11 protein-coding genes are annotated in these 14,017 nt (G+C 42.3%); 2 read left to right on the top strand and 9 right to left on the bottom strand.

What is annotated here, in order from left to right; genetic code table 11:
• On the top strand, positions 1 to 252 hold a 252-nt coding region (locus HN459_04320), incomplete at its 5' end, for a 23S rRNA (adenine(2503)-C(2))-methyltransferase RlmN (GenBank protein ID MBT3478669.1).
• Positions 249 to 1,043, top strand: a complete 795-nt coding sequence (locus HN459_04315; protein ID MBT3478668.1) for a purine-nucleoside phosphorylase — start codon at positions 249 to 251, stop codon at positions 1,041 to 1,043. The genes HN459_04320 and HN459_04315, both read left to right, overlap by 4 nt.
• 2 nt (positions 1,044 to 1,045) lie before the next feature.
• Here the strand turns inward: HN459_04315 and ggt (HN459_04310) are convergent, their stop codons facing one another.
• From ggt (HN459_04310) to HN459_04270, 9 genes are all read right to left on the bottom strand, one after another.
• The gene (gene ggt, locus HN459_04310) at positions 1,046 to 2,752 is read right to left on the bottom strand and encodes a gamma-glutamyltransferase (protein MBT3478667.1); all 1,707 of its coding nucleotides are present in this window, start codon (positions 2,750 to 2,752) and stop codon (positions 1,046 to 1,048) included.
• Positions 2,753 to 2,787: 35 nt separating this feature from the next.
• On the bottom strand, positions 2,788 to 4,518 hold the full coding sequence (gene ggt / locus HN459_04305; protein ID MBT3478666.1) for a gamma-glutamyltransferase: 1,731 nt from the start codon (positions 4,516 to 4,518) through the stop codon (positions 2,788 to 2,790).
• Positions 4,519 to 4,610: 92 nt separating this feature from the next.
• Positions 4,611 to 6,176 carry a D-aminoacylase gene (locus HN459_04300; protein ID MBT3478665.1) on the bottom strand — a complete coding sequence of 522 codons (1,566 nt, stop codon included), beginning with the start codon at positions 6,174 to 6,176 and terminating at the stop codon, positions 4,611 to 4,613.
• Positions 6,173 to 6,700, bottom strand: a complete 528-nt coding sequence (locus tag HN459_04295) for a PepSY domain-containing protein (protein ID MBT3478664.1) — start codon at positions 6,698 to 6,700, stop codon at positions 6,173 to 6,175. The genes HN459_04300 and HN459_04295 overlap by 4 nt, the downstream gene beginning before the upstream one ends.
• A 72-nt stretch (positions 6,701 to 6,772) precedes the next feature.
• Positions 6,773 to 8,446 carry a Mur ligase gene (locus tag HN459_04290; protein ID MBT3478663.1) on the bottom strand — a complete coding sequence of 558 codons (1,674 nt, stop codon included), beginning with the start codon at positions 8,444 to 8,446 and terminating at the stop codon, positions 6,773 to 6,775.
• A gap of 198 nt (positions 8,447 to 8,644) precedes the next feature.
• Positions 8,645 to 11,440: a cyanophycin synthetase gene (gene cphA / locus HN459_04285; GenBank protein MBT3478662.1), complete on the bottom strand. Its 2,796-nt coding sequence runs from the start codon at positions 11,438 to 11,440 to the stop codon at positions 8,645 to 8,647.
• 21 nt (positions 11,441 to 11,461) lie between these two features.
• Positions 11,462 to 12,316, bottom strand: coding sequence for a cyanophycinase (locus HN459_04280; protein MBT3478661.1), 855 nt, complete (start codon positions 12,314 to 12,316; stop codon positions 11,462 to 11,464).
• A gap of 189 nt (positions 12,317 to 12,505) precedes the next feature.
• Complete coding sequence (locus HN459_04275; protein MBT3478660.1) at positions 12,506 to 13,495, bottom strand: isoaspartyl peptidase/L-asparaginase; 990 nt, start codon at positions 13,493 to 13,495, stop codon at positions 12,506 to 12,508.
• Positions 13,496 to 13,498: 3 nt separating this feature from the next.
• Positions 13,499 to 14,017 (bottom strand): Bax inhibitor-1/YccA family protein (locus HN459_04270; GenBank protein MBT3478659.1); only part of this gene is annotated, 519 nt, incomplete at its 5' end.

The following is a 14,017-nucleotide window of genomic DNA, read 5'->3' as shown; positions in this document are numbered from 1 at the left end:
CTTCTTCGCGGAATAAATGATTCCCCGGAGGATGGAATCCGTCTTATTGAAATGCTCCAATCATTGCCTTGTAAAGTAAATGTGATTCCCTATAATGAAATTGGCGGTGTTTATACTCGGCCAGAAGAAAGTGTAATTCATACATTTTTAAAATCCCTAATAGATGCACCATTTACGGTAACGGTACGATGGAGTAAGGGGACAGACATTGATGCTGGCTGTGGACAATTAGCTATAAAGGAAGTAGCATGATAAATATTGATTTAATGGCAGAACATGTTGTTGATCATTCAAATTTTAATGGCCGCGTTGCAGTTGTCTTGGGATCTGGATTGGGTGCATTTGCCGATGAGTTGAAAAGTCAATCAATCATCTCTTATGAAGAGATTCCAGGATATCCAGAATCAACTATTGAAGGCCACTCGGGAGAACTTGCAATCGGTACTATGAACAATGTTGAGTTGATTGTAGCCAAAGGTCGTTTCCATTATTATGAAGGATATGATTTTGATACCATTACAATCCCAATTCGATTATTTTCAAAATTGGGTGTAGATCATTTGATTATAACTAATTCTTCCGGTTCAATGAATATTAATTGTCCACCGGGAACCCTTATGGCAATCACCGGTCACATGGATTGTACATATCGCCATAGCCCCGAGGATCCAAAATTATTTACTGGAACGCCCTATCATGATAAGGGGCTGATTGACTTGACAAAATCTTCAGCGGAAAAACTTGGGTTTAAATTGGCCACAGGGAATTATTGTTGGACGTTGGGGCCCTCTTATGAGACACCGGCTGAAATCGTAGATATGCAGAGAATGGGAGGGGATGCTGTTGGTATGAGTACTGTCCCTGAAATTATTACCGCTGGTGAACTGGGGATGAAAGTTCTGACCATTTCTTGTTTAACCAATTATGCGGCTGGGATTTCACCCCATGCCCTTAATCATGAAGAAGTAGTTGATACAGCAAGAAAGGCCGGTAAAAAATTCACCAGCCTTTTGAAAAATATTATTTCTGAATTGAAGTTATAGCTTTAGTAGCCCGCGGCAGTATTTTCGCCTCTAGAATCTGCGCCTCCCCAATACCCTTTTTCATTAATCATAATTCCATTCGCTTCACCAATGTTGCCACGGAGTTTCATATCGTGTCCACGAGATTTTAAATTTTTGACTACATCACTTGATAATCCGTACTTTTCATAAAAAACCATATCCGGTAGCCATTGTGAATGGATTCGGGGAGATGAGACCGCTTCTTTAATATCCATACCATGGAGTGCAACATTTAAAATATTTTGAAAGACGGTTGTAATGATAGTTGCTCCCCCTGGCGTACCGAGGACTAAAAAGGGCTTATCATCTTTCAATACAATCGTAGGGGTCATAGAACTTAAGGGCCGCTTTTTAGGTTCAATTGCATTTGCTTTATTTCCTATGAGACCAAATACATTTGGCACGCCCGGTTTACTTGAAAAATCATCCATTTCATTATTTAAAAGGAAGCCTGCGCCAGTAACGGTAACACCATTACCATAACCCCAATTGATTGTTGTTGTAACAGAGACAGCATTCCCATCTTTATCTACCACAGAATAATGGGTGGTTTCTTCACTCTCTTTTACAGGGCCATCTCCATGTTTTACATCATCGGAGGGTGTTGCTTTAGCAAAATCAATATTTTTTATGCGGTCTTTTGCATAGGATTGAGAAACAAGCATTTTAGTGGGAACATTCCAAAAATCGATATCACCTAAATGTTCTGCACGGTCAGCATAAGCGCGACGTTCAATTTCTGTTAGAGCATGGATATAATCTGAGGAATTAAAACTCATATCCACGGAAATATCCGCAGGCAAATTTTTAATTTCATTTACCATGTTTAACATTTGCACCAAAAGGATACCACCAGAACTGGGTGGCCCCATAGAAATAATATCATATTCCTCAAAAGCTCCAGCGATAGGATCTCTATACTTAGAAATATAATTTTCTAAATCTTTGTGGGTAATCCAGCCATCCACCGCATCCATTTCCGCCACTATTAAATCAGCAGTTTTTCCTTTATAAAAACCATCTGCACCATATTTTGCGATTCGTTTCAACGTTTTGGCTAAATCCCTTTGGACAAATTTATCCCCCACTTCCCATTCCCGATCATCTCTTGTAAATATCCGTTTTGTCTCGGGATGCATGCTTAAACGGGCCTTATTCCTATTAAATCTTTCTGCTTCATAAAAGGTGAGCTCAAATCCCTTATCAGCGAGTTTGATTGCCGGTGCCATCAATTGTTTTAACGAGATTTTTCCTGAACCATGGTCCCGCCAAGCTCGAAGTAAACCATCGACAGAACCCGGGACACCAGAAGCAAAATGACCATTTAAGGATTTTCCTTTAATAATATTACCTTTATCATCTAGGTACATGTCTCTATGGGCATTGGCTGGGGCCATTTCTCTATAATCGAGTGTAAAAGTTTTTCCATCAGCAAAGCGACTGACCATAAATCCGCCACCACCAATATTGCCATTCGATGAAGATGTGACTGCTAAGGCAAAGCCCACCGCTGCCGCTGCATCAACGGCGTTGCCGCCCATTTTCAGGATTTCAATCCCCACTTCAGACGCTTGCCGGCTGGTGGAAACGACCATGCCATTCTTCCCAAAAACAGGGAGAGGGTGGGATGAATATGCTATTGTGGCCATTCCAATAACAATACTGACAATACTTGATTTTAATTTCATTGGGATATTCTTTTTCTTTATTTTGATATCTTTAATTAGTCTTTTAGAGTACGGACTTTCCCTTCGCGTCTTTTATCAGCTGCCCCATCTAATCTGTTTTGTAATACAACGATTAAATGTATTCCAGAGACTTCACTCTGCCGAAAGTCTACAACATTGTAGCCATTTTCTTTTAAGGTTTGAGCAATTTTTTCTCCCTTGGCAGAAGACATTTCCACTTTCACTTTTTCTCCGCGAGCAACTATATTGGGAAAATCAACTGCTGCTTGCGCGTCCAAACCCCAATCAAAAATGCCAATAATCGTTTTAGAGACATAGGCTGGAATGGAATTTCCGCCGGGTGATCCAGTAATCATTAATAGATTATCAAATTTATCAAAAACCATAGTGGGAGACATAGAAGATCTTGGCCTTCTATTTGGCGAAACTGCATTTGCTACAGGCGAACCATCTTTTGGAACATCTCTTGAAAAATCGGTCATCTCATTATTTAATAGAAATCCAGCGGCCCATCTGTGAGAGCCAAATGCACTTTCAACAGTAGCGGTCATTGAAACTGCATTTCCCTCTGAATCAATGATTGATAAGTGAGTTGTTCCGGCAGCTTCTTCAGTTTTGTCTCTACCCCATGAGGGTATATTCGCCAAAGTATCAAAAACTGCTGATGGATCACCATGGAAAGGTAATTGATTTGGCCTAAATTTTTCACGAGCTCTATGTCTTAAATATTTTGGATTAATCAAAGCATCAATAGGAATATCAACTTCATCAGGGTCACCAAAATAATGATCTCTATCGGCATAAGCCAAGCGCTGTGCATCTACAAAAGCAACGACCTTTGTAGATTGGTCATCACCGGGTTTAATTAGATTATTATATAATCCGGCTATCATGATCTGTGCAGCACCTGATGAGGGCGGTGATGTGGTACAAATATTCATATCTTTAAATGGGCCACAAATAACGGGTCGTATAACGGTTTTATAATTTATAAGATCAGAAAGTTCAAGGCTGCCGGGGCTTGGTTCGGCTTGTACCGCATTAACGATTGCACTTGCAATTAGACCAGAATAAAATGCAGACGGTCCCTCTTTTGAAATACGTCTTAACGTTTCTGCATATTGAGGATTTTTTAAAATATCACCACTTTTTAGTGGTACACCATTTGGGTAAAAATAATCTTTTGATCCTCTATTGATTGAAAGTCTGCCACGATTTTGGGCGAGGTCAATGAATCCTGCCAACCGAGGAGAAACTACAAAACCATCCTCAGCAAGATTTATTGCGTATTCAAAAAGTTTTGACCAAGGTAACTTTCCTGATTGTTCATGTGCCGTAGTATATAAAGCCACTGCGCCTGGAACACCCACCGCTTTGCCGCTTTGGCTAGCTTCAAGGAATGGCATTACCGTATCCCCATTCATGAACATCTCAACGGTAGCTTTTGTAGGAGCCGTTTCTCTACCATCTATAAAGGTTAAGGATCTAGAGTTAAAATTATAATTGAGCATAAATCCTCCGCCGCCAAGTCCTGAACTTTGAGGTTCAACTAGGCCCAAGACTACATGTGCAGCGATTGCCGCATCTACAGCACTTCCACCTTTTTTTAGAATTTCAATTGCCGCATCTACAGCATGTGGGTTGGCGGCACTTACCATAGCGCCTTTTTCCCATATTAGGCTTTTACTATTATATACTGATTTTTCAATTTTCAGTGAAGTGCAAGATAGTAAAAAGATTAAAAAAGAGATGAATATTTTTTTCATGTTTTCTTGTTATTGTTTTTGAAGAGATAAAATGTGTGGGAAATTAAAACGAAACATGGTGTAATCTGAAATCGAATTTATTCTTCAAAATTTTAGGGACGATGTTTCAGGACTTTTCCCGGTAGAGAGTCAGTCCATGTTCCGTGATCAACGGCAATTTTGCCATTAACGATAACCCAAGAAATTCCCGATGGATATTGGTGGGGATTTTCCCAAGTGGCATTATCAATAATTGTGTTGGGATTGAAAACCACTAAGTCGGCCCAAAAGTTATTCTTGATTTGGCCACGATCTTTTAGTCCTAAAACATCCGCTGGGAGTTTTGTCATTTTACGAATTGATTCAGGGAGTGAAATAATCCCCTGTTCCCGGACGTATCGACTTAAAACCCTGGGATAAGTGCCATAACTTCTTGGATGGGGCTGTGCTTTGCCAAATTCAATTGTGCTACCATCTGATGCATGCATCACAAAAGGATGTGCCATAATCCGTTTTACATCCTCTTCATTAAGGCAATGGTAAATGCCCGATCCGCCTCCAGCATATACTAAATTCATTAACACTTCGGCGGCATTTTCAGGCGTTGGAGGTTTACCTTTTAGTTCAGTGATTTGGGCCAAGTTCATGCCATTATAATCTGTATTGGTAGGATAGTTAGCGATTACGATACTGGCCGGATCGCCACCGCCGCGGTCATAGACAATATTCCAAACAATGCCATCCTTGACCTTTTTCCGTTGGATGGGGTCATTCAATCGTTCTTTTAATTTTTCCATACCGCCGGCTAAGGACCATGCGGGGAAGACGACTGTTAATGTGGTGCTAGTGGCGGTGTAAGGATATTGATCTACCGTTACATCAATACCTTCGGTCCGCGCCAGGTCAACCAATTCTAGTGTCTTTTTACTTTTGCCCCAAGTGGATTTCCCAACTGCTTTGTGATGGGAAATCTGTACCGGCAAATCCGAACGTCGACCAATATCAATGGCTTCCTGTACTGATTCGAGTAGCCCGATTCCTTCCTCTCGCATATGGGTGGCATAAAAACCACCATTCTTGGAAACAGTGGATGCAAGTGCCACCACTTCTGTCGTATTGGAATAGGCACCAGGGATATACTTCAATCCAGTAGACAACCCAAAAGCACCTTCATCCATGGCTGATTGAATTAATGATTGCATTTCTTCTAATTCTGTTTCCGTAGCCAACCTGTTTTCAGTACCCATAACCTCTTTTCGCACAGTATTATGTCCTACCAAAAGGGCAAGGTTGGGCCCGATTCCGATTGCTTCAGTTTTGGCAATAAAATCGATAATGGGAAGGGGGGAGCTTCCGCAGTTACCGCCTACCATAGTTGTAACACCTTGTTGAAGGTAATTTTCTACACTGGGAATTTTGGGACTTTTCCGCTCGGAATGGGTGTGCATATCGATGAAACCGGGAGCAATGATCAATCCGGTGGCATCTAGAATTTGAGGTGCTACTGCGTTGGGTTGGTCTCCTACTGAAATGATTTTCCCTTCACGGATATAAATATTAGCTTGAAAAAGTTCACCACCAGCGCCATCGGCTACTTGACCATTTTTGATTATAATATCATAATTAGGCGCCGCACATGAAATAAGGAGTATAGATAAATAAGATATGAAGGATTTCACTTAATCCGCTTCCGTTTCCATTTTACTGTGTAGGGGAGGATGACCATATAAAGGCCCGTGATCCAAAGAGTCAAAAGGATAATGCCGGAGGGGAGGAAGATCCATAGTTTTACTTTTTCATGAAACCAGGACCCATCATGGATAGACTCAATTAAATCAGAACGGCGATAAGCCACATGGAGAACTTCACCCGTATGGGTATCCACTTGGACTTCCCAACGGTTTTTTCCCCGAACCTTCACAACGCCCTTTTCAACGCGAACATCCAATCGATCTACATCATTCCAGGATTGAATTTTTGCTTCTTCCACTGATTGAACCGCAGCAAGAATATCATCGAAAGAGACAGAAAAATTATTAGATAGGCCGCCTGATACTGTGGGTGGTTGAATCCAATTAATTTCCTTTTTTAGCTGAAGGAATATTCCTGAAGTGAATATAACGGAAACGGGTAGGAGAATTACAAAAGCGCCCCAATAGTGAGTCTTCCTCGTCCACTTATTCCAATTAAATCTTTTTTTCAATTAATAATCCTCATTAAACAGTCGAGGAAATTATATTGGTTAGGGGTATAAAAAAAGCGCCCTTAGGCGCTTTTAATCAAATTGTTGAATGAGCTGGTTGCATTCAACCATTGTATCCAATACAAGAAGAAGAAGAAAATCGCCGTCCTTTGCCCAGTCCAGCGCAGCCTTTACACCTGTCAGATTATCCGGAAATAATTTAATGGATTTATCTTCCAACCCATGAGATAAAAAAGCATTTTTAAATACATCAGGAACTTCACCCAATTCTCGGCCCCGGAGATATGTTTCACTCATTTCTGCAATATGAACTCGATCGGGGTTCAAGGTCATAGCTTCATTCACGAAATTTTGAATGTCCAAATTGCTACGGTCACCGGCTTGGCTCATAAGAATAAGTTTTCGTTTTGCTTTGAATCGCTTTGCGACATCTATTAAAGCACTTACACCATGGGGATTGTGGGCAAAATCCATAAGAATAGATACGCCCTTCTTCTCAAAATAATTTCCCCGCCCAGGGTTATTTTCAAAAGAATTTGTGAATTTTTTTAACCCTGATAAAATAGCATCATTATTGATATTCAATGCTTTTGCTAGGCAGATCGTACCCAAACAGTTTGCAATATTATATCGAGCTGTCCCGTTCATGGTAATTGGGATATCTTTTACATTCATGATTGGGGTAGAAGTCCCATTCTCACTATAAAATATTTCTTCTCCATCTAAAAAGGCGGCTTGGCCACCAGAATTTATATGGTTTTGAATTTGAGGGTTTTCAGATGTTAGACTAAACCAACAAATATTTTTTGAAATGGTTTTTGAAAAGGCAATGATTGCATCGTCATCACCATTTAAAACAAGGGTCCCATTTTTGGCCAATCCTTTGCTTACGATAAATTTTGTTTGTGCCATTTCGGCAATCGAATTCACACCGTAATCACCAAAATGGTCTTCGGCGATATTTGTAATAAGGGCCGCATCCACATCATAAACAGGGAGGCCTCGCCGTAAGATTCCACCTCTCGCGACTTCTAAAACGGCTGTTTCTACTGCCTTGTTTCGCATGGTAGATCGAGCACCTTCAGGACCAGAGTAATCGCCTTTTTCAATCGTTTCCCTATTGACACGAATGCCATCGGTCGAGGAAGCACCAGCTTTTATTTCCGCTTCAGAAAGGATGGCTTCCATGAGGCGAACGGTTGTTGATTTTCCGTTTGTACCCGTAACCAAAACAGATGGTATATCATGAACTGAATCCCAATTAATTTGATTGGGATGGGGTATTGCATCTACATTAAAGGATTTTACACCTGTGCCTGAACCCACTGAAATGATTTCATCAGACTGTAAGAATTTTATGCCATGGTTTATTGCCGCATCTCTCAAACCAAGAATCATAGGATCTAATTCCTCATTAATGAGTTCCCCTAGCTGCGAAACTTGGTCATCAAACAAAAGCTTATTTTCAGGGCGGGAAAAATTAAATGCCGATTCGTTTACTTCACAGGCCGCATAAAGGGCATCAATGGGAGCACTCATGAAAAGACTAGCACCACCATCATAAATTCTAAATTGGGTGATTTCATTTTCCCATCCAAGGGCTGAAAGAAATTGTTGAATGGACAATTCCCAATCTGAGATCATTTGATCAACTTTATTTTCAGAAACGTCAACCTCCAACATGGCGCCGGATTTTTCTGTGAACAGGCTGGGGCCTGTAATTCTACGGGAGTCGATGAGATTCATTTAAGCGGTAATCTTGAAGAAGATAACCAAATTATCTCCCTAAGATAGGGAAAAAAAGATTGGATTGCAAAATAGAGCCCTTTTACCATCTCCCCTATGTAGGGGAGAATTGCATGCCTGCCGGCAGGCTGGAAAGAGGGGTCAATAAAAATAGGTATAAATTTAAATTTCATTCGACGAATTAATGCCGATAAAAAATCAGTCTGACTCTTCTTTGGCCAAACGAACACCTCGTTCATCGGAAATGATGGCTTGTCCTTCATCTAAAGAAAATTTGGATTCATCCAGTTGAACGCCGGAAAAATTGCTGTCTCCATCGCTATTCCCCGATTGGCTTTCACCCGATTCAAAATGGATAATTTGTTTCCAGCAGCGCGTAATTTCATCACCTAAAATAAGGATTAGGTCACCCTCGATTCCCAAATTCAATGCGGCCTGAACGGCATTTTTTTCATCGGGAACGATATCGATGTTTTTGGTATTAATGCCCGATTCAATCAAAGCAGCCTTCATGATTTGAGGGACTTCGTCAACGTCGCGTCCACGACGACTGTCGTCTGCTTTGCAGATAAAATGGTCAAAATGATTGGCGGCGATCTTTGCGATTTCCTGGATGTCTTCATCTCGGCGGTCACCTGGTGCAGACAGAACAGCTATCCGTTTTCCGGAAACATCCAATCGGCTAACCAATTCAGAAATGGCTGTAACAGCGGCGGGATTGTGGGCATAATCCAAAATCACTTTAAATGGATGTTCCTCAAAAATATTCATTTTACCCGGAGCCTGGAAGAAGGACTGGTTAAAAGTTCGCAGCCCGTGACTAATGTCATCCAAATCCTTGCCGAGACTAAAGGCCAGCGCGGCGGCAAACATGGCATTTTGCACATTATGAACTGCTTTGCCCTCTAAAGTAGCGGGAATTAAATGGGTCCATAATAAGGGGATATGGGCGCCTTTATCGTAAAAAGTAATCATATCTCCATTAATCCCTTTTTCAAGAACTACGGCGCGACCGCCGGCTTGAATATGCTGTTTTACCAACTGGTGAGCTGGATTCATGGTCACATAACAGAGATGTTCAGCTTTGGTGTAATCTGCCATTTTGAGGCAGTGTTCATCATCCGCATTGAGGACGGCCGTGTCTGTTGCTACTTCGACAACTACCCGTTTTACTTCTGCCAATTGTTCAACTGTATCGATGCCGCGGAGGCCCAAGTGATCTGCAGAAACATTCAAACATGCAGATACATCACTTCTTTCATATCCGAGTCCTGATCGGAGTAACCCACCCCGCGCAGTCTCTAAAACAGCCATATCTACATCAGGATCCCGGAGTACCATTTGGGCACTTTGGGGACCGGTCATATCACCTTTTACCGTAACATGTCCATCAATATAAACACCGTCTGTTGTAGTGTACCCAACCGTATGGCCTGCTGTTTTCATAATATGAGCCAGCATCCGTGTGGTCGTTGTTTTACCGTTAGTCCCGGTGATGGCTGCAATGGGTATGCGGCTCGGGGATTCAGCAGGAAAAAGCATATCCATAACAGGGCCGGCAACATCTCGAGGCTCACCTTTGCTGGGAGCGACGTGCATCCGGAAGCCCGGTGCTGCGTTCACCTCCACAATGGCACCTCCGATACTTCGGTGTGATTGGGTAATATCATCTGTTAAAAAATCAACACCACCCACATCAAGGCCAATTGCTTTCACTGCTCTTTCAGCCATTGAACGATTGTCTGGGTGAACCACATCGGTTAAATCTATGGCTGTACCGCCGGTAGATAAATTAGCTGTGGAGCGGAGATATAATATTTCATCTTTTTTCAGGATAGTATTAACATCATATCCTTTGGCTGACATTAATCGTTCTGCCTGTTGGTCAATCTGAATTTGGGTAAGAACTTTTTCATGGCCAATCCCACGGAGCGGATCTTCATTCACAATGCCTACCAATTCTTGAATGGTATGTTTCCCATCGCCCTTTACGTGGCCGGGGACTCGTTTGGCAACGGCAATCAATTTTCCATCTACCACCAGCATTCGATGGTCAAATCCAGTGATAAAACTTTCGACTAAAACGCTTCTACTTGTACCTCTCTTTTGTGCCTGTTCAAAGGCTACTTCTACTTGTTCATCCGTTGTTAAATTTATAGATACACCACGGCCGTGATTGGCATTCAATGGTTTTAGCACTACGGGGTAACCGATGCGGTTTGCTTGGCTAATGGCCTGTTTTACACTGTAAACCAATTTTTGAATAGGTACTGGAAGGCCCAAATAATTCAATAGTGAATTAGTATCATCCTTGTCGCTGGCAATTTCTACTGCAATATGTTTAGTTTCATTAGTAACGGTGGCTTGTATGCGCTTTTGATATTTACCATGGCCAAATTGCACAAGACTATATTCGTTTAGGCGCAGCCATGGGATGTCTCTTTCTTCAGCTGCTTTTACAATGGAACCGGTACTCGGTCCGAAATCAAACTTTTGCGCATAGCGGATAAACTCATCTCTCGCCTCTTCAAAATTAAAATCAGCTTTAACACCATTAATCTCGGATTGTAATTCTTTCGGTAATAAAGACAGGATTAATGTGCGTGCAAGTTCGCTGGCCTCACGGCCAACATTCCGTTGAAGGTATTGAAAGACCATATTGTATTGACCTTTTTTACCTGTAGAACGGGTTTTGCCAAAAGTCACATCAGAACCGGCGATATTTTGCAATTCAATAGCAACATGTTCCCATACGTGACCGAGCCAGGTACCTTCATCTTCAGTCATCCTACGGATAAAGCCACCTTCTTCACGGAAGGAACAACCGTGCTCTTTCAATCCCGGGAGTGCTTCTACAAGTGCATTTGTAAATGGTTTACCTAGTTTCCTTGTAGGCCAATCTTCGAGAATTCCCAAGTCAATGACGTGGCGGATGACAGGAAAGCGGGCAAAAACATTGGGTCCGACGTAAATATTTGTTGATAGAATTTTCATATTAATATTCCTATTAAAAGGTTAGGACAGGGAATCGGCACTTTCAGGCTTGAGCTCAGGGATGTGGGGTGTGTGGGTGTTGAGGTTATAAAAATCGCCATGGGTAAGAATGTGGAGTTTAACCCCGGTGATGCTGACGGCTTCATTGCGGTCTGTTTCACTCATGTTGGAATAGTTAATTGCAGAAGGATCTATAACTGTAACGCCGCCGTCGCCCACCACTTCGAATGAATTATTTGGATCAATAAAAATAGCTGTGTTTTCATCAATGCCTACGCCAGTTAGAAAAGGACTGTAAGCAATGGCGGCCAGGATACGGCCGAGACGGTCCCTTTGGCGGAAATGTTGATCTACCACCACACTATTGGTCAGTCCCAATCCGGGACTTAATGAAACACTGCGAGGAGTCGGTGTACTTCCGGATCGGCCACCGGATATCATATGTTCCGGCATAATGGCGGCGCCGGCAGATGTCCCGGCAACGTGTACGCCATCGGCATTTAAACGGCGAATTAATTGGGCAACGGCAGTGCCGCCTAAAATGGTGGAGAGGCGGAGTTGATTGCCACCGGAAATAAAGATGCCTGTTGCTTCTTCTAAGATAGACAGATAATCGTCCCGATTGCAGTCGGTACGTTTAGTAATGTTTAAACAATGGACTTTTTTCACACCCATTCCCATAAATATATCCACATAGCGGCTACCATTTTCTTCCACTTTAGTGGCGGTGGGAATCACAACAATGGTTGCATCATTTCCGCCAGATATTCCAACAAATTTTTCTAGGATGACCGGGTCACGGCGTTTGCTTTCGGCACCGCCTATTGGAATGATATATCCTCGTTTTACTCCTACTGTGCCTCTAGATGGCGTCATTGATTTTTTCTCCGAAGTTCCTAAATAGTTTTATTGTATTTCACCGCGCAAATTTACGTTACTCAAAAGTGAAATAATTGGGTCAAAAAAAGCTCGGGAATGTACAAATAATAAAGGGGAATCCCGTTTAGAATTCCCCAAAAGATGTTAATTGTCAGAATTTGTATTGTGGGCCATTCTGCCCAAAGATTATTCGTCCTTATAAATCAGCGTAACAGGATTTCCGTCACTTTTGATATAGCCCCGGTACATACCTTTAGTGTTGAAGGGCATGGCGATATTTCCTTTGGCATCGATTGCAATCACACCACCGGAACCACCCAGTTTCCCCACTTTATCGATCGCTTTTTGGGAGGATTTTTTGAGTGAATAGCGTTTGTATTCCATTAGGGCAGAAATATCATGGGCCACCGCAGCGCGGATAAAATATTCCCCCGTGCCCGTGGCGGAAACGGCACAGGTTTTATTGTTGGCGTAAGTCCCGGCACCAATGATAGGCACATCACCTACGCGGCCCCAGCGTTTGTTGGTCATTCCCCCGGTGGAAGTACCGGCGGCGATATTACCATCTTTATCCAATGCAACACAGCCTACAGTGCCGTATTTTTCCTGCTCATTGGCTTTCATTTTTTGGATGGCCTTCCAACGACGCTCCGTATGAAAATATTTTGGATCCACAATTTCAAGCCCTTGTTCTTCAGCAAACTTATCGGCACCTTTGCCGGCTAATAGAACATGCCAAGTTTCTTCCATTACCTTCCGCGCGGCAGATATGGGATTCTTTACCGTTTTCACGCCGGCCACGGCCCCTGCTTTTAAGTCCGCACCATTCATGATAGCTGCGTCCAGTTCATTGGTTCCAGCGTTAGTAAAAACAGCACCTTTTCCTGCATTGAAAAGGGGAGAATCTTCCATAATATGAATAGTCGCTTCCACCGCATCCATAGCAGTGCCGTCTTCATTGAGAATTTTATATCCGGTCTGTAGCGCTTCTTCTAGTTTGGCGCGGTAAGCGGCTTCTTTTTCGGCCGTCATATTTTTGCGGGTAATTGTTCCCGCACCGCCGTGGATTACTAAAGCAAATTTTTCTTTTGGTTTTGCATCAACAGATTGAGTTATTGCCAAGAATGCTACGAATGTGAATGCAATACCACCTAAAATATATCGGATACTTTTCATAGATTAATTCCTCCTAGATGAGAGTTTGGCCAAGAGCCGTAGAATTTCTAGATAGAGCCAAATCAAGGTGACCAAAAGTCCGAAGGCCCCATACCATTCCATGTATTTTGGGGCGCCTTTTTCCGCACCCTCTTCAATGAAATCAAAATCCAGAACTAAATTCAATGCGGCGATGATTACTACGCCGATGCTGAATAAAATACTCATATTTGAATTGCCATGTATGACGGGAACACCAACACCAAACATTCCCAGAATCCAACTAATCAAATAGACGAAAGCAATCCCGCCAGTGGCGGCAACAACACCCAACTTGAAATTTTCCGTTGCCTTGATAAGACCGGAACTATATGCCAAAAGTAGAGCGCCCAATGTTCCAAATGTAAGCATGACAGCTTGGTTCACAATCCCGGGATACATGCTTTCAAAAAATTTGGAAATACCCCCCAATGCCAATCCCTGCAGCAGGGCATAAGCTGGTACAGTATATTTTGCCAAGTGATGTTTAAATACAGTTAAAAT

This window comes from Candidatus Neomarinimicrobiota bacterium (genome assembly GCA_018647265.1).
In the GTDB taxonomy this organism is placed as follows: domain Bacteria; phylum Fidelibacterota; class Marinisomatia; order Marinisomatales; family TCS55; genus TCS55.
The sequence above is the reverse complement of the archived record's forward strand: the minus strand, read 5'-3'. Positions and strand labels throughout refer to the sequence as shown.